At 65.1% G+C, this 16,708-nt stretch carries 12 protein-coding genes; all 12 read right to left on the reverse strand.

Translation table 11 applies throughout. The annotated features are described in order from the left end of the window. Positions 1-466: 466 nt before the first annotated feature. Positions 467-2,386, reverse strand: coding sequence for an ABC transporter ATP-binding protein (locus OH491_RS25010; RefSeq protein ID WP_068768513.1), 1,920 nt, complete (start codon positions 2,384-2,386; stop codon positions 467-469). A 39-nt stretch (positions 2,387-2,425) separates the two neighbouring features. Continuing rightward, positions 2,426-4,417: an ABC transporter ATP-binding protein gene (locus tag OH491_RS25015; protein ID WP_342750750.1), complete on the reverse strand. Its 1,992-nt coding sequence runs from the start codon at positions 4,415-4,417 to the stop codon at positions 2,426-2,428. A gap of 341 nt (positions 4,418-4,758) precedes the next feature. After that, on the reverse strand, positions 4,759-5,310 hold the full coding sequence (gene lspA, locus OH491_RS25020; protein WP_145928484.1) for a signal peptidase II: 552 nt from the start codon (positions 5,308-5,310) through the stop codon (positions 4,759-4,761). A 131-nt stretch (positions 5,311-5,441) separates the two neighbouring features. Then, positions 5,442-6,347 (reverse strand): TraR/DksA family transcriptional regulator, encoded by a 906-nt coding sequence (locus OH491_RS25025; protein WP_334318974.1) that lies wholly within the window; start codon positions 6,345-6,347, stop codon positions 5,442-5,444. A 468-nt stretch (positions 6,348-6,815) separates the two neighbouring features. Beyond that, positions 6,816-9,665, reverse strand: coding sequence for an isoleucine--tRNA ligase (gene ileS / locus OH491_RS25030; RefSeq protein ID WP_334318973.1), 2,850 nt, complete (start codon positions 9,663-9,665; stop codon positions 6,816-6,818). A gap of 124 nt (positions 9,666-9,789) precedes the next feature. After that, on the reverse strand, positions 9,790-10,470 hold the full coding sequence (locus tag OH491_RS25035; protein ID WP_068768509.1) for a 3'-5' exonuclease: 681 nt from the start codon (positions 10,468-10,470) through the stop codon (positions 9,790-9,792). A gap of 141 nt (positions 10,471-10,611) precedes the next feature. Continuing rightward, positions 10,612-12,579, reverse strand: a complete 1,968-nt coding sequence (locus OH491_RS25040) for a DUF294 nucleotidyltransferase-like domain-containing protein (RefSeq protein WP_068768508.1) — start codon at positions 12,577-12,579, stop codon at positions 10,612-10,614. A 183-nt stretch (positions 12,580-12,762) separates the two neighbouring features. After that, positions 12,763-12,969: a hypothetical protein gene (locus tag OH491_RS25045; protein ID WP_145928483.1), complete on the reverse strand. Its 207-nt coding sequence runs from the start codon at positions 12,967-12,969 to the stop codon at positions 12,763-12,765. 141 nt (positions 12,970-13,110) lie between these two features. Further along, a complete protein-coding gene (locus OH491_RS25050; RefSeq protein ID WP_068768506.1) occupies positions 13,111-13,500 on the reverse strand; it encodes a YdbL family protein in 390 nt (129 codons plus the stop codon). A 26-nt stretch (positions 13,501-13,526) separates the two neighbouring features. Continuing rightward, on the reverse strand, positions 13,527-13,721 hold the full coding sequence (locus OH491_RS25055) for a YnbE family lipoprotein (protein WP_068768505.1): 195 nt from the start codon (positions 13,719-13,721) through the stop codon (positions 13,527-13,529). Positions 13,722-13,856: 135 nt separating this feature from the next. Then, entirely contained in the window at positions 13,857-15,221 is a 1,365-nt protein-coding gene (locus OH491_RS25060) for an intermembrane phospholipid transport protein YdbH family protein (RefSeq protein WP_342750751.1), read from the reverse strand. A 112-nt stretch (positions 15,222-15,333) separates the two neighbouring features. Then, a complete protein-coding gene (locus OH491_RS25065) occupies positions 15,334-16,617 on the reverse strand; it encodes a class II aldolase/adducin family protein (protein ID WP_068768503.1) in 1,284 nt (427 codons plus the stop codon). Positions 16,618-16,708: the final 91 nt, after the last annotated feature.

The raw sequence follows: 16,708 nt of genomic DNA on the forward strand, positions 1-16,708 counted from the left end.
CGTAATCTATTTATTATTAATAAATTATGCGACTTATTTGATTTCTTCGCATTGCCTGCAATAACACACGTGCCGCTGTATAGGTAGGCGGAAGAATGAGGTGATATTGCATTAACTGGGAGCATGACGACGATGAAATGAAGTAAAGGAATTATTGAACTGATTTAAAATTTAGCAAAAATATTACCAATCGGCGCAAGACTTTTTCAAGTCCAAAAGCAAAAAAATTTCACATGGCATGACTTCAGAAAGAAGCCATGCCAGTTATGCACCCATTTGGTAGTCTTAATAATTATTGTAAAAATACAATATTAGCGCTTTGGTAAAAGGTTCCAAAATGCAGTAAAATATTATGGTTGTATAAATTTTATTTTACAAAGACAGGGGCAATTGAAAAACCGAGCATCCGGCAGCGGCAACCACATGGGATTTGAAGTTCCCACGCGGGCGGGATGTCGCGTTGCGATTATTCGTTGAGCGCGGCCTCAAGGCGCTCGCGCTTGAACTGGCTCGTATAGAGTTCGTGATAGTGGCCGCGCCGGGCGAGCAGTTCGGCGTGAGTGCCGCTTTCCTCGATGCGGCCCCGGCCGATGACGAGGATGCGCGCGGCGTTGCGGATGGTGCTGAGGCGGTGGGCGATCACGAAGCTGATGCGGCCGGCAAAGACGGTCTCGAGGCCGCGCTGGATGAGTTGCTCGGTCTCGGTGTCGATGGAGGAGGTGGCCTCGTCCATCACGAAAATCTGCGGGTCGGCGAGGAGCGCTCGGGCAAAGGAGATGAGTTGCTTCTGCCCGGTCGAGAGACGGTTGCCGCCCGCGCCGACCTCGGTGTCGTAGCCGCGGTCGAGTTGTGTGATGAAGCCGTGCGCGTTGACGAGGCGCGCGGCGTTTTCGATTTCGGCGTCGGTGGCGCCGAGGCGCCCGTAGCGGATGTTTTCGCGCACGCTGCCTTTGAAGAGGTGCGGCGCCTGGAGCACGATGCCGAGTTGCGACTGGAACCATTGCAGGGGGCGCTCGCGATAGTCGATGCCGTTGATGAGGATGCTGCCCGAGACGGGCTCGTAGAAACGACAGACGAGCGAGACAATGGTGCTTTTGCCTCCGCCGGAGGGGCCGACGAGCGCGATGGTGTCGCCGGCGCGGACGGTGAGGTTGAAATTTTGCAGGACGACGGGGCCGTTTTCATAGCGAAAGGTGACGTCGCGGAATTCGACGGTGTCGATGCGGGCGGGCAGGCCGTCGGGGGCGGGCGGGATGCGGACGGAGCGCGACAACGCGGAGATGGGCGGCGTGTTTCCGTCCGCGCGGTTTGCAGCCTTCGGTTCTTCTGCCTTCACTCTTTCCAGCACGGCGGGGCCGTCCTTGATTTTCGGCTCGGTGGCGAGGAGGCCGAGGACGCGCTCGCCGGCGGCCTGGGCGGCCTGCATTTCGGTGAGGATGCGCGCCATCTGGTTGATGGGATGGAAAAACATGCCGGCGAGCTGCACGCAGAGGATGAGCGTGCCGACGGTGAAGTCGGCGCCGAGGAAGCGCGTGTTGACAAGCACGCCGCCATGCCAGAGCGCGAGGCCGCCCGCGAGCGCGCCGAGGGTCGCGACGATGGGATAGTAGAGCGAGCTTTGGCGGGCGTTGCGCACGGAGGCATCGAGCATGCGCGTGGTGAGCTCCTTGAACTCGCCGAGATTGGCGGCCTCGCGCACGAGGGTCTTGGTGGTGCGCACGCCCTGGATGGATTCATTGTAGCCGGCGGTGATCCTGGAATTGTATTTCCGGATTTCGCGCGCGGAGAGGAGCATTCGTTTTTGAAACCAATACGAGACGAAGGCGAGGGGTGGCAGGACGGAGAGGACGATGAGGCCGAGCCGCCAGTTTATCCAGAGGAGCGCGGCGGCGATCATGGTGACGAAGACGGAGCCCCAGACGATGTCGAGCGTGCCCCAGGCGATGATGCGGGCGAGGCGGTCGCAGTCGCTGGTGAGGCGCGAGATGAGCCAGCCCACGGGGCGGGTGTCGTAGAACGCGAATTCGAGTTCCTGGAGCCGGTCGAAACCGTCGCGGCGGATGTCGTGGGCGAGGCGGTTGGAGAGGTTTCCGGCCATTTCGATGAACACCCACACGCCGCCGGAGGTGAGCGCGGCGAGGGCGAGGAACGCGGTGATGTAGAGCGCGAAGGGCGCGTCCCGGCCGAGCCGGTCAACGCCGTCGATGACCCATTTGTTCATGAAACTGAGGGTGGTCTCGGCCGCGGCGATGAAGATGGCGGTGGCGATGAGCGGGACGAGGTAGCGCGGCATGGCGCGCGCGCGGCGGAAGAGCTTCAGCCACATGCCGGTGTCGAGGCGCGAGTGGAATTCGTCTTCCTGGTGAGTGTGGGCGGTGTCGGACATGGAGAGTGAGTGGGAAAAAAGGTTTCAATCGGCGGTCGCTCATCCGGCGGCGCCGGCGCGGAACTCCTCCTCGATGGCGTTCTGGATCTGCCAAAGGCGGCGGTAGAGCCCGTCGCGGGCGGCGAGGTCGGCGTGCGTGCCGCGCTGGATGACGCGGCCGTGGTCGAGCACGATCACGCGGTCGGCGTGCGCGAGCGTGGAGAGGCGGTGCGCGATGACGAGGGTGGTGGAGCGGCCGCGGCGCTGGCGGAGGGCGTCGATGATGAGCGCCTCGGTCTCGCCGTCGACGGCGCTGAGCGCGTCGTCGAGGATGAGGATCGGCGGGCGCTTGAGGATGGCGCGGGCGATGGCCATGCGCTGGCGCTGCCCGCCGGAAAGCGTGATGCCGCGCTCGCCGATGAGGGTGTCGTAGCCTTTCTCGAAATTTGTAATCGATTCGTGGATACAGGCGGCGCGGGCGGCCTCCTCGATCTCGTGCTCGGGGGCGTCACCGCGCCCGAGGCGGAGGTTTTCGCGGAGGCTTCTGGCGTAGAGAAACGGCTCCTGCATGACGACGCCGGTGCGGGCGCGGATTTCCTTGCGCGGGATGGCGCGCAACTCGCGCCCGTCGATTTCGATGCCGCCCTCGTCGTAGTCGTAAAGGCGGAGGAGCAGGTGCATGAGCGTGCTCTTGCCGGAGCCGGACGGGCCGATGATGGCGAGGGTTTCGCCGGGCTCGATGTCGATGGACACGCCGTCGAGCGCGGGGCGCGCCATGCCGTGGTGCGTGTAGCGCAGGTCGCGGATGCGGATGCGTCCGGTGAGGGGAAGGGGCGGCGCGGCGGCGCTTCGCGCCGAAGCGGCAAGTGGCGGGCGACAAGGATCAAGAGGCGCCGGGGGCGCCGCCGCGCCCGGCGGATTCTTGGAACTTGATGCTTGATCCTTGTCACCTGCCGGCATGGGCGGGACGCCCATGCCACTCGAACCGGGCGCCGGCGCGGGCGTCGCGGAGGGACCGGCCGCGTGGTCTTGCTCGCGTCGCTCATCCAGAATTTCGCGGATGCGGCCGAGGGAGACGGTGGTTTTGCCCAGGTCGGTGAGGATGCGGCCCATCTGGCGCACGGGCCAGAGCATGATGCCGAGGTAGGTGATGAACGCGAAGAGCGTGCCGACGGTGAGCCCGCCGGTCGCCACCCACCACGAGCCGACCAAGAGCGTGAGGCCGACCTGGGCGAAGGAAAACAAATCGCTGAGCGACCAATACCACGCCATGAGGCGGATCATGCGCAGGGACGCGTCGCGGTAGGCGGCGTTGGGGACGGCGAAACGGGCGCGCTCGTAATCCTGCCGGGCAAAGGCACGCACGACGCGGATGCCGGTGAGGTTTTCCTGCGCGACGCCGGTGAGCGCGCCCTCGGATTCGTCCACTTCCTTGAAGACGTGGCGCACGCGCACGAAAAAGATGTAGCTGTAGATGACGAGCGGCGGGATGAGCGCAAACGAGACCAGCGTCATCGGCGCGCTCAGCGAGAGCATGAGCGGGAGCGCGGCGCCGGCGAGGAGGAGCGAGTTGCCGATTTCCATGACTTGCACGGCGAGAAACTGGCGCGCGGTCTCGACGTCGCTGGTGCAGCGTTGCACGAGGTCGCCGGTGTCGGCGCGGTCGTGGTAGCGGGCGGGGAGATGGTTGAGGTGATCGTAGAGCTCGTCCTTCAGGCGGCGCGCGATGCCGTCGCTCGCGAGCGCGGCGAGCCAGCCTTTCAGGTAGGAAAACACACCGGAAACGGCGGTGACGAGCACCATGGCGGCGATCACGAGCCAGAGGTGCGCGCGCAGGTGCTCCGCGCCGCCGAGGAAATCCAGGGTCGCGGCGACGAGCCCGGAGGCACCGGAGGCCGGTTTGTGGTCGATGGCATGGTCGATGGCGGCGGCGCCGACAAGCGGGACGAGGTAGTTGAGCCCGGTGGCGGCGGCGAGGCAGACGAGCGCGATGCCGTATCGCATGCGCTGCCCGCGCATGATGCGCCAGATGATTCGGAATTGGGAGGACATTCGGGAAAGGCTGAAATTGAGGGGACGGCGGAAGTGAAATGTGGAATGCTGCGATGGACGCGGTGGCTGTGCATGGTTGCCCGGAATGGACATCAGAACCCGTGCCGGATGCGGGCGCAAAAAAACCCGCTCGATTCACGCGGCGGGCTGGTGTCGGAACCGGGACTTTGCCGGAGGCTTTATCCGTGGGACACACGACCCGCGCGCGAAATGAAGTCGAGTATGTCGGCGCGGTTGTTCATCGGTGACCTTGGGTTGATTGATTCGGGATTCGACAAAGCAGGGATGGCCGAAAGGGCGCAAGCGGAAATTTGATTGCGCTGCGGAGTTTCATCCGCCGCTTACGTTTTCTCCACGGGCTTGCGAAAGGCGAGGATCAGATAGAGTGCCACGCCGGAGACGATCCCGGCATCGGCGATGTTGAAGGTGGGGTAGATGTAGCTGCCGAAGTGAAAATCGAGAAAGTCGATGACGTGCTTGTGGATCATGCGGTCAACGAGGTTGCCCGCGATGCCGCCGCAGAGGAGGCCGAAACCGACCTGCACGGCGCGCTGCCGGAGGCCGAGCGTGCGGCGCCAGAAAAAGATCGCGGCGAGCGTGCCGAGCGCAAGCACGGCGAGCAGGGTGCTGCGGCCGGCAAACAGGCTCCAGGCCGCGCCGGTGTTGCCGACGTGCACGAGGTTGAAAAAGCCCGGGATGATCTCGATATGCCCCGGCGGACCGTAGGTGCCGAAGTCGAGGGTGCGGTGTATCCAGATTTTCGTGGCCTGGTCGAGCGTGAAGACCGCGAGCGCGCAAAGATGGAACCAGCGGTAGGCCAGCAGGCGCTGCATCCGCGTGGGCGGGGGCGGCGTGCCGGGGCCGCGGGAAACCGAAGTGACGGATGGGTCCATCCGGATTAAGTGGAGCAGGGGAGGAATAATTACGAATGACGAATTACAAATTACGAATGGGCAATCCGGGGGCGCCGGCATTTCTGGAAATTCGTAATTTGTAATTCGTCATTCGTAATTATTCCCGTGGTTTATTCGTCGTCGCCGTCGTCGGAGCGGCCGACCTCGTCGCCGCCGAGTTCGCCGAAGAGTCCGGCGGCGGTGCGCACGCGCATGCGGTTTTTCTCGATGTCCTTTTGCGCCTCGGCGGAATAACGGGTGAAGGGCACGGCGAGCAGGCGTTCCTTGGCGATGGGTTTGCCGGTCACTTCGCAGGTGCCGTAGGTGCCGTCCTTGATGCGCTTGATGGCGGCGTCGATTTCGGAGAGCGCTTCCTGTTCGCTGGCCACCATGCTTAGCGCAAAGTCGCGGTCAAACGTGTCGGTGCCGGCGTCGGCCATGTGCTGCCCGTAGCTGGAAAGGTCGCCGGCGTCGTCCTTGTTGGAGCGCTTGAGCGTTTCCTCGGTGTGCAGCGAGAGTCCCTCGGTGAGCGATTGGCGGAGGTCGATGAGGAGCTTGTAGTAGCGGCGGAATTTTTCCGGGATGTCGGCGGGATCCTCGTAGGCGGCTTTTTGCTGCTGTTTCGGGTTGAAGCCGAAGATGTCCGCGAGCGAGGCGGCTTTCACGTGCGAAGGCGCGGCGGGCTGGTTGAAGTCAACCGGGACGGCCTTTCTGGCCGAGGCCACGGGCTTGGCCGCGCCTTCGGCGGCGGCGGCGGGCGCCGCGCTCTTGGCGATTTCGCGGACCTCCTCGAGGCTGAACGCGATGGGCTTGCCGGGTTTTTTGTTGCCGAGGATGCGGCTGCGCAGCAGGTCGCGCGCGTGGGCCTTGGCCTCGCTTTTCGCGGAGGGGGTCGCGGCAGGCTTCGCTTCAACGGATTTTTTTCCCGGCTTGGCGGAGACGGCATCGTCCTTGGGCGGCACCGGCTGCTTGGGAATTTTCCTGGCGTTGGAATCGTCGGCGGCTTGGGCCGGGGTGGTTTTCTTTTTGGATGGCACGGGTGCTTGTGTTTTGGAAGTGGATTTGGCCGCCTTGGGGGCGGATGGTTTGGATGGTGGAGCGACTTTTTTTGTCGCGGGCTTCTTTGATGAAGAAGTTGTCCGATTGGTCACGCTTTTCTTTGCGGCCTTCTTTTTCGAAGAATTTTTTTTCGAAAGCATTTTCTTTGCCGAGACGGGAGTTTTCTTCGGCGCGGACTTTTTTGCCGTTGGTTTTTTGGCTGGCTTGCCGACTTTTTTGCCTGCGGATTTTTTGGCGGGAATCTTCCGTGCCCCGGCTTTTTTGGAGGCCTGGTGTTTTCCGGCGGTTGTTTTTTTCGGCGAAGAATGCTTCGCGGCCGTTTTTTTCGGCGTGGTTTTGCCCGGGGACTTTTTGCCCGCGGGCGCTTTCTTTTCTACGGATTTTTTGCTGGTGTTTTTCTTGGCAGGGGCAGGCTTCTTTTTGGGCTTAGCCATGATTTTGGAGGGTTATGTTTTGGGTGGGCTGGCGAGCGCATCCGCGCAGCGCGGGCAGACGTCGCCGTGGGAGGTGGTCTGGAGGGCGGGAACCCAGCGCCAGCAGCGCGGACAGCGCGCGTGGCCGAGTTCCTGACAATGTTGCACCGCGATCAGGGCGGCGGAGTCCGCATCGTCGCCGGTGGCGAGGCGGACTTCGGAGACGATGAAAAGCTCGGGCAGCAGCGCGTGGTGGCGCGCGAGGAGCGCGGCCGTGTCGCCGGAGGCGGTGATGGTGACGGCGGCGTCGAGGGATTTGCCGATGCGGCCGGCGGCGCGGTGCGGCTCGATGGCCTCGGTGACCTGCGCGCGGACCTTGAGGAGCGCGGCGAAGTCGGCGTCGAGCGCGTCGTCGGTCCAGGACGCGGGCGGCTCGGGCCAGTTTTCGAGGTGGATGCCGCCGGCGGCGCCGTCCGGGGCGAAGTCTGTATCCGAAAGATGATACGCCCAGGCCTCGTCGGCGGTGAAGGCGAGCACGGGGGCGAGGAGTTTCGCCAGCGTGCGGAAGATGTGGTGAATCGCGGTCTGCGAGGAGCGGCGGAGCGGGTGCGCGGCGCCGATGGTGTAGAGACGGTCCTTGAGGATGTCGTGATAGACGGCGGAGAGGGTGACGGCGCAGAACTGGCTGCAAAGCTGGTAAACGCGGTGGTATTCGTAGGCGTCATACGCGGCGGTGCACTCGCGGACGAGGCGCGCGGTCTGGTGCAGCGCCCAGCGGTCGAGCGCGTCCATTTTTTCAAGGGGCACGGCGTCGCGCGCGGCGTCGAAATCGAAGAGGTTCGAGAGCTGGTAGCGGAAGGTGTTGCGGAAGAGGCGGTAGATCTCGGCGACGATGTTGAGGATGCTGCCCTTGTCCTTCAGGTCCTTGTCGAGGTCGGAGACGGTGATGTCCTGCGCGAAGTCCTGCGAGGCGACCCAGAGGCGGACGATGTCGGCGCCGTAGTGGTTGACGTAGTTGTCGGAGGTCGGGGGTTTTTCGTATTGGCCGGACTTGGAGATTTTCTTGCCGTCCTTGCCGACGATGAAGCCGTGCGTGAGCACCGCCTTGTAGGGCGCGGCGCCGTGCGCGATGACGCCGGTCCAGAGCGAGGATTGGAACCAGCCGCGGTGCTGGTCGGAGCCTTCGAGGTAGAGGTCGGCGGGCCACCGGGTGGCGCCCTGGCCGCGCCGGAGCGTGGCGGCGTGCGACGAGCCGGAATCGATCCACACGTCGAGCGTGTCGCGTCCGCAGGCGAGCGCGGCGGGCGCGGGCCAGCCGGCGGGGAGGGCGACGCCGTCGAGGATTTCGGCGGGCGCGGCGTCATACCAGTAGTTGGTGCCGCGCGTGGCGATTTTGTCGGCGACGGCGCGGATGACGGCGGCGTCGAGCCAGGCGTTTTTCTTTTCGTCGTAGAAGCAGATGAGCGGCACGCCCCACGAGCGCTGGCGGCTGATGCACCAGTCGGGGCGCGACTCGACCGCGCCGCGGATGCGGGCTTCGCCCCAGGAGGGAACCCATTGCACACCGGAGATGGCCTGGAGCGCGGTGGCGCGCGGCGAGGCGTCGCCGCCCTGGTCGAGCGCGACGAACCACTGGTCGACGGCACGGAAAATGATGGGGGTCTTCGAGCGCCAGCAGTGCGGGTAGCTGTGCGCGTAGCGGGCCTTGGCGAGGAGCGCGCCGGCCTCGTCGAGTTTTTTCAGGACGGCGATGTTGGCGGGCGAGGTGCGCTTCTTTTCGAGGTCCTCGACGGTTTCGAGCGTGGTGAGGCCGACGAGATCGGCGGGGATCTGGCCGTCGTCGAGATAGCGGCCGTCGTCGCCGACGGGGCAGTAGATGGGGAGCTTGTATTTGAGGCCGGTGAGGTAGTCCTCCGCGCCATGGCCGGGCGCGGTATGCACGCAGCCGGTGCCGCTGTCGGTCGTGACGTAATCGGCGGGCACGACGGGCGAGGCGCGGTCGATGAAGGGATGGCGCGGGGCGAGGTTTTCGAGCGCGGCGCCCTTGTGGCGCGAGAGGATCCTGACGGAGGCGGGTTCGACTTTCGCGGCGGCGAGCGTGGCATCGAGGAGCGGGCCGGCGACGATGATGCGTTCCGCGCCGAGATCGGCCACGACGTATTCGATTTCCGGATGCACCGCGATGGCGAGGTTGGCGGGAATCGTCCACGGCGTGGTCGTCCAGATGACGACAAAGAGCGGCTTATCGGAGGGAAGCCCGAATTTTTCCGCCTCGGCGGCGGGCACGGCAAATTTCACCCAGATGGAGGGCGAGACATGGTCCTTGTATTCGATTTCCGCCTCGGCGAGCGCGGTTTCGAAGGGGATGGACCAGTAAACGGGTTTTTTGCTGCGGTAAACGAGGCCTTTTTCGACAAACGCTGCGAAGGTGCGGACGATGTCGGCCTCGAACGCGGGGGCCTTGGTCTTGTATTCGTTTTTCCAGTCGGCCAGGACGCCGAGGCGCTTGAACTGGCGTTTCTGCGTGGCGATCCATTCCTCGGAAAAGGCGTCGCAAAGGGCGCGCATTTCGGCGGTGGAGACTTGTTTGTTTTCGGCGCGCAGGCGTTGCGTGACCTTCTGCTCGATGGGCAGGCCGTGGCAGTCCCAGCCGGGCACGTAGGGCGTGCGGAAGCCGCGCATAGTCTTGTAGCGCAGAGTGATGTCCTTGAGCGATTTGTTGAGCGCGGTGCCGATGTGGACGTCGCCGTTGGTGAAAGGGGGGCCGTCGTGAAGGACGAAGGCGGGGGCGGAGGCACGCTTTTCCTGAATGAGTTTGTAGAGGTCGATTTTCTCCCAATGGGCGAGGCGGGCGGGCTCGCGGCCCACGAGGTTGGCCCTCATTGGAAAATTCGTCTTGGGAAGAAGTAGCGTGTCTTTCAGTTCTGTCGCCATGCCAAAGAAAAGCGCGGAAGGCTATGGGCGAAGGCGGGCGAGTCAAGGGAAACGGCGGGGCGCAACGGGGTTTTCAGCCATCGCGGAGCGGGAGGTCGCCGGCGCACAAAGGGCGGTTGAGCCGGCGCTGGAGCCGGGCGCACATGGAGAGGAACAGCGACGCGGTCGTGAAGGCGTCGCCTTCCGCCGTGTGGCGGTCGATGGGGGTGAAATCGCATTGGGCGCAGACTTCGTCGAGCGTCGGCTCGCGCTGGCCGGGATAGGCGGTGCGGGCGAAGGCCTCGATCGATTCCATCGCGAGCGCGGCGGTGTCGAGGATCGGATTGCGCAGCATGGTCTTGTGGTGGCGCTGCATGGCGGCGTTGAGCATCGCCTTGTCGAAGCCGATATGGTGGCCGACGACGACGGCGCCGTGGAGGCGCGGGAGCAATTCGGCCAAGACTTCCTCCTCGGGCTGGCCGAGCGCGGTCTGCGCGGGCAGGATGCCGTGCACGGCCACGGCTTTGTTCACGACGGCATCGGGCTGGAAGACCGTCCACGATTCCGCGCTGGGAACCCGCAAGCGCAGCCCGCGCACCTCGACGAGCGCGAGCGAGAGGATGCGGTTGCGCTGGATGTCGAAGCCGGAGGTCTCGGCATCCAGCACGGCGAAGGTGATTTCGGCGAGGGGCGTTTTTTTCGGGATGCGGCGCGGGGTGGCGGCGAGGTAGGCCTCGACGATGGGCGCCTTCGGTTTTTGCCACGGCCATTTCATGCGGGAAAGTGACGAGGGAAAAAGTGACAAGTATCAAGTATCAAGTGACAAGAAAACAGCGGCGCGTTGCGCCACCGGTTAAGATGCGCCCGCAGGGCGCGGACACTTTTCTTGATACTTGTCACCTGCCACTTGTTACTTTCATCCGATGCGCGTGTTGTCGGTGGCGAACTCCATGCGCACGGCCTGCTGCACGGTGCGGACGACGTCGAAGACGTTGGCGAGCTGGGCGCGTTCGAGCTTGGTGAGGCTTTCCGGGTCGAGGTGGCGGCCGGAGTCGCCGCGGCGGAGGCCGTTGAGGGTGCGGAGACGCAGGAGATAATCGTAGGCGTCGCGGGCGAGCGCGGCGAGCTCGCCGCGCTGGGGGACGGTGCGGCGGAGTTCGTCCCAGCGGCCGCCGGTCGAATAACGGCGGCTGAGCTTGTGGCGCAGCGAAAAGAGGCGCGCGGCGTCACGGAGCGGGGCCATGCCGCGGTTTTTCAGGTCAAACTCGCCGCCACCGCCGCCGAGCTTCTCGATGACGAAGCGGCCGATGAAATTCAGCGGCGGGGTGTTGTCCACGATGAGTTCGGCGAGGCGGTGCTGGAGCGGCAGGTTCGTGGACGCGGTGGCGTAGATGTGCTCGCGGAGGCGGTCGCAGAGTTCGCGTTCGCCGGCGACGAAACGCAGGTCATAGAGCACGGTGGCGCGCAGGAGCGCGTCGCCGTCGAGGCCGGCGTTGAAGGATTCGATCTCGGCGATCCATTCGTCGGTGGTGCGGCACCAGCGGGGGTTGAGCGCCATGACGCCGCCCTGGCAGCGCGCGAAGCCGGCGGCGACGAGTTTGTCCACGACCTTGGCGGCGAGCTTGAGGAAAACCTGGCGCGCCGCCTCGTCGGCCTCGGCGGTGCCGGAGGGCGTGAAGACGAAACCGTTGTCCATGTCGGTGCGCAGGATTTGCTCGCGCCGCCCGTCGCTGCCGACGGACATCCAGGCCCAGTCAACGCCGCGCGGGAGCGGGATGCCTTCGTCCGCGAGTTCGTCGATGGAGAGCGCGATGAGGCGCGTGGCGAGTTCGTCGTAGAGCTCGGCGCAGATCTGGCCGACGTAGATGGCGGACGCGCCGGCCTCGAGGTATTCGCGCACGATCTGCTCGATCTCGTCGCACACCTCGCGGAAGCGCGCGGGGGATTTCGCGACGCGGATTTCGTAGAGCATGCCGGTCGGGTGGTGGCCGCTTTGCGCGAGGAGGTCCTTGTGCGTGCAGACATCGAGTGCGGGGGTGCCGGGCGTGCCGTCCTCGGTGACGCAAACCTGGCCGATGCGTTCGCGCAGCATGAGCAGCGATGCGGCCATGGCGCTGGTGCGCGGCGAGATGGTGAAGACGGGTTTCGCCATGATGCGCGACACGGGCGTGTCCTTCGGCATGCCGTCCACGATGACGTGTTTCACGAAGCTGTTGCCCGACACGATGCCGAGCGGGCGGCGGCCGGCATCGACGACGAGGATGGACGGGACGCGTTTGGCCGACATGAGGGCGGCGGCCTCGGCGATGGTGTCGTCGGGCTGGCAGGTGAGGAGGCGTTCGAGCGGGCGCGGCTGGACAGGCTGCGCGCCCTCGATGTGCGCCTGGAGGATGTTTTTCGCGCGGCCGGCGACGCTGGATTCGGTGGGCTCGGAGTATTCGATTTGCGAGCCGACCCGCACGGCCCAGAAGAGGTGGCGGCGCACATAGTTTCGCGCCTCGTCGTGCCGGTCGAGCACGTCCTTGAAACGCGGCCACGAGAGGCCGTAGAGCATGCAGTCCTCCACGGCCTGGGCGGTCACGCGAAACGGCTCGCCGCGCACGAGCGCGGAGAGGCCGAGCACGTCGCCGACGTCGCGCACGTCAACGCGCTCGCTGCGCCCGTCGTGCTCCCAGATGTATTCGACGCGGCCCTGGGCGAGGAACATGACTTCGTCGCCGGGGTGCGCGCCTTGTTTCCAGATGAAATCGCCCATCGGCACGACCCAGATGTCGGCGCGCGCGGCCAGCTCGGCGACGACGATTTCCGGCAGCATCGAGAACGGCGGGAAACGCCGGAGCGCGTCGGCCACGCGGCCGGGAATGGGATTGCGGGGGGCGGTCATCGGGGATGGGTGGAAGGGCTGAAAACCGAAGGAGGGACGGGGAACGGGTTCATCGCCATTTGCATGACCGGCGCGCTTGCAAACAAAGACAGCTTGCTCATGGGGAACAGGCCCCCGCGGGCAGAAGGTTTGCCCGTGGTCAGGAGGCTTCCGCAACAGGCATCGAAAAGGGTGCCGGGTGTCTTATTTGTGCGGATAATACGTAAAATCGTCCGGTTTGCCGTAGAGGTAAACGAGCGGGCCGAATTGCTTGAGCTTCTTCCACTTGTCCACGTTGTAATCATAAACAACGGGTTTGCGGCAACCGAGGAAATACCAGATGATGGAAATGAGCGCGAGCACGCCGATGACCGAGATGACCAGAAGAACTGCCAAGATTGGTGTCGCCATGGTTTTGGGTTGTTTGGGAGAATCGCCGGGAAGTCAAGATACGAATGGGCGGGCGGCGGCATGGGGCCGGGGGCGGTTGAGGAAAAGCGCCTCGCAGGCGGCCTTGAGCGCTTCGAGGCGGTCAAAGGCGACGGGCGCGCGTTATTTTTTCCTCCAGTTGCCTTTTTCGTCCTGAATCCAGACTCCGGGTTTGCTGGACTGGGCGATCTGGCGGGCGCGGGCTTTTCCGACTTCCTCGGCGGTGGTCTTTTGCTGTTTCGCGATGGCGGCATACACGGTCTGCCGGTCGGCGTTTTCCTCGGAGGCGATGGCGGCGGCGTTGTTCTTGTTTTCGCGGACCTCGAGCAGTCCCCGGTTGTTTTCGCCGAGCGCGCCCTGCTCCTTGAGCTTGTCGATTTGCGGCAGGCGGGCGGCCATTTTCGACTTGATGGCGCCGAGGTCTTGCGCGTGGGCGGACGGAGCGGCGAGCGCGGCGGCAAAAAGGAAAACAAACGCGGTGGCGGCGAGGCGGAGGAAGTGCATGGGTTTCATGGGCGGAGTGGGTTGGATGCGGGTGGTCAATTGGTTGTCGCGGCGGCGGGCACGCCGATGGTCGCGGATTTCGCGTCGAGGTCGCCGAAGAAATCATCGAGGGCTTTTTCGAGGCGCACGTTGACGTTGATATTGGCGTTGACCTCGATGGGGTCCATTTTCACGTGGATGCAACCGGCGAGCGCGAGGGCGGTCAGGAGCGGGAGAATGCGGACATGCATGGTTTTGTGGCGGACTATGGGAGATGAAGACAGGCGAGGCAAACCCAAGGTTTGCCATCCCAAGAAGTCGTTCTCGAAACGCTATGGGAACAAAAAAGAACGAGAACGAGTAAGAGAACGATTTCCTGGGCGGGGCTACCAGCTGAAGCTGAGCGTGTCGTCCAGGCCGAACCGGATGACCTCGGAAAGCGGACCGGAGACGCTGATGTTGAAGCGCACGACTTTCACGGCGCTGTCGGGCGCGGTGGGGCGGGCCACGATGGCGACGCGCGCGGTGCGGCCTTGCTCGTCGCCGGAGGGCTCGAAGCCGGCCTCGATGGACTCGACGGAGAGCGGCATCTCGCCGAGCTCGATTTTTTTCAGCGTGTCGTAGGCGGGATTCCTGATGGTGAAGAGCCGGCGGAGCGGGCCGCCGAGCAGTTCGATTTTTTCCGGGACTTTGGCGGTGAAAAATCCCGGCGCGGGCGAGAGGCGGATGGAGGCGGGCTCGGTTTTTTGCAGGCTCAAGTGCCCGTCACCGAAACTCAGTCCGGCGCGCGGATCCCAGCGAAATTCAAGATCGCCGGAGAGCCGGCCGCGCGCCTCGGACACGGCGGCGGGCAGGTAGGCGGCGAGCCGGGCGGAGTCGATGCCGACGACTTCCGCGCGGATGGCGGCGGACGGGCGGGCGAGGTTGAGCGTGAATGGCGCGAGGGCGAGCGAGCCGCCCAGGCCGTCGGCGCGGAATGAATCGAGGCGCAGCAGTCCGTCGGGCGTGAGCGCGAAGGCGGCGCGGGCATCGCGGATTTCCACGCCGCCGGCCTCAAGGCGGGTGAACGAAAGCGTCTGCGGCGCGGCGGTGTCGGTGGAGAGTGCCGCGAGCGAGGCGAGTTCGGCATGCAGCGCGAGGCCCTCGATCATCCAGCCGCGGGCGGGATTGGAGACGGTGGCGTGGTCGAGGCGGAAGGCGGCGCGTCCGTCGAATTTGCCGGCGCGAAATTCGCCGCCGCCGGTGATTTCGCCGCGGCCTTCGGCGCTGAGCCCGGAGACGACGGAGGGCAGGCGGGCGGCAAGGCGCGGCAGGAGTTCGGCCAGCTCGGCGTGGGCGGATTCCACACGCCAGGTGCCGTCGAGGGTGGCGGCATCGACCTCGGCGCGGGCGCGGAGCGCGATGCCGGAGCCCTCGGCTTCGAGGATGATGACCCGCAGGCCGGGCGTGCCGGCAGGGGAGCCGGCGGTGACTTTCCAGCGCAGTTCGATGTCGTGCGTGTTGCGGGCGGAATCGAGGAGGAGGTTTGCGACGCCGGTGAATTCGCCGTCGAGGCGTGGGATGCGGAAGGAGAGGGAGGCGGCGCGGGTGGGGGAGGGAAGGGCAAAGAGAAGTGCGAGCGCGGCGATCAGAAGAAACAGGAGCGCGGGAGTCCGGCCCGCGGACGGCGCTCCGCTCCGCCAAAGCAGGCTGGAAGCCGGCGCTCCCAGTCGCTGGCGCGCTCGCATCGCCCCATTCGGGTCTTTTGGCATTCCGAGATGGTCAGGCTTCTCACTTCGTTCGGAAGAGATTTTCCGCACCGGCGTTCCGCCCGCGGCCATCGGGCGTGCAAACACGGGCTGGCAGCCCGTGCCACTCTCGCATTTACGCGACATTGAAGACGCGTTTCAACTCGGTGATGGCATCGGGCGGCATGGGGACGAGCGGTCCGAGGGGGCGGCTGATAAAGAGCGCCTCGCAGGTGGCTTCGAGGACTTCCAGGCGGTCAAAGGCGTCGAGCACGTTTTTGCCGACGACGAGCGCGCCTTCGTTTTCGACGAGGAGCACGGGGCGTTTCGCGAGCGAGACTTCGGCGGCGAGGCGTTCGGCGTCGGCCACGGCGCAATGATAGGGAAGCATCGGCACGTCGTTGAGCACGATGTAGCTTTCGGGGATCGTGTGCGTGACGAGCGGCGTGCGCGTCATCGAGTAGGCGCAGGCGTGCAGGGGCTGGGCGTTGATGATGGCGCCGATGCCGGGATTTTTGAGGTAAATGTGGGCGTGCAGGAGGGCGTTGCGGCTGGGGCGCTTGCCGGTCTCGCAGGCGTCGAGCGTGGCGCGGACCATGCCGGCGGGGTCGAGTTCGAGCCGGTCGCGGCGGCGCGGCGTGATGACGAACTGGGTTTCGTCGAGGCGGGCGGAAAACGCGCCGACGGTGCTGATGAGGAGGCGTTGCTCGTAGGAGCGGTGCACGAAATCGCAGAGTTGCGTGCGGAGTTCCTTCTCGCGGTTCGAGGGCGCGGTGTCGGGCAGAGGGGCGAGTTCGGGAAGGAGCCGCTCGGCGAGCTGGTCGTCGGGGAGCGGGTTGATTTTTCCGAGGGAGGCGGCCTTGGCGAGGGTTTGCGCGACAAACTCGAGGGTCTCGAAACGCTGGAAGGCTTCCTTCAGGTCGCGGCCGCCGATGACGACGCCATGGTTTTCGAGCATCACGCAATCGGCGCCGGAGGCGAAGGTGGCGGCGATGTTTTGCCCGAGCTGCTCGCTGCCGGGGCAGGCGTAGGGCGCGTAGGCGATTTTCCCGCAGAGGGTGTGCGCGAGCGACTGCACGCGCGTGTCCGGAAGCTGGCGGCAGATGCTGAAGGCGACGAGCGCGCCGGGATGCGCGTGGACGATGGCGCCGATGTCGGGGCGGCGGCGGTAGATTTCGCGGTGAAAGGGAAACTCGGACGACGGGCGGTGCAGCCCGGTGCGGGTGCCGTCGGCGTGCGCGCAGACGATGTCGGCGGGGCGGAGGCGGCCCTTGTCCACGCTGGCCGGGGTGATCCAGATGCCGCCGTCGGGGTCGCGGATGGAGAGGTTGCCGCCGGAGGTAGTGGTCATGCGCAACCGATAAATGCGGCGCATGGTCTCGACGAGTTGGTCGCGCGGATGAAGCCAGCTTGAGTCCATAGGGCGGCGAGTTTTCCGGGGCGGGCGCGGGGAGTCAACGGCGCGGTGGGGGAGGGAAAAGCCGGGCCGCGCAAGGGCGGCCCTCGTGCGA

The organism is Termitidicoccus mucosus (genome assembly GCF_038725785.1).
Classification (GTDB): domain Bacteria; phylum Verrucomicrobiota; class Verrucomicrobiia; order Opitutales; family Opitutaceae; genus Termitidicoccus; species Termitidicoccus mucosus.

Excerpts from the sequence above, each read along its gene's own strand:
- OH491_RS25015 (WP_342750750.1), bottom strand. The coding sequence starts at position 4,417 with ATGTCCTCCCAATTCCGAATCATCTGGCGCATCATGCGCGGGCAGCGC.
- OH491_RS25060 (WP_342750751.1), bottom strand. The coding sequence starts at position 15,221 with ATGCCAAAAGACCCGAATGGGGCGATGCGAGCGCGCCAGCGACTGGGA.
- OH491_RS25065 (WP_068768503.1), bottom strand. The coding sequence starts at position 16,617 with ATGGACTCAAGCTGGCTTCATCCGCGCGACCAACTCGTCGAGACCATG.
- OH491_RS25040 (WP_068768508.1), bottom strand. The coding sequence starts at position 12,579 with ATGACCGCCCCCCGCAATCCCATTCCCGGCCGCGTGGCCGACGCGCTC.
- lspA (WP_145928484.1), bottom strand. The coding sequence starts at position 5,310 with ATGGACCCATCCGTCACTTCGGTTTCCCGCGGCCCCGGCACGCCGCCC.
- ileS (WP_334318973.1), bottom strand. The coding sequence starts at position 9,665 with ATGAGGGCCAACCTCGTGGGCCGCGAGCCCGCCCGCCTCGCCCATTGG.
- OH491_RS25035 (WP_068768509.1), bottom strand. The coding sequence starts at position 10,470 with ATGAAATGGCCGTGGCAAAAACCGAAGGCGCCCATCGTCGAGGCCTAC.
- OH491_RS25010 (WP_068768513.1), bottom strand. The coding sequence starts at position 2,386 with ATGTCCGACACCGCCCACACTCACCAGGAAGACGAATTCCACTCGCGC.
- OH491_RS25050 (WP_068768506.1), bottom strand. The coding sequence starts at position 13,500 with ATGAAACCCATGCACTTCCTCCGCCTCGCCGCCACCGCGTTTGTTTTC.
- OH491_RS25055 (WP_068768505.1), bottom strand. The coding sequence starts at position 13,721 with ATGCATGTCCGCATTCTCCCGCTCCTGACCGCCCTCGCGCTCGCCGGT.
- OH491_RS25045 (WP_145928483.1), bottom strand. The coding sequence starts at position 12,969 with ATGGCGACACCAATCTTGGCAGTTCTTCTGGTCATCTCGGTCATCGGC.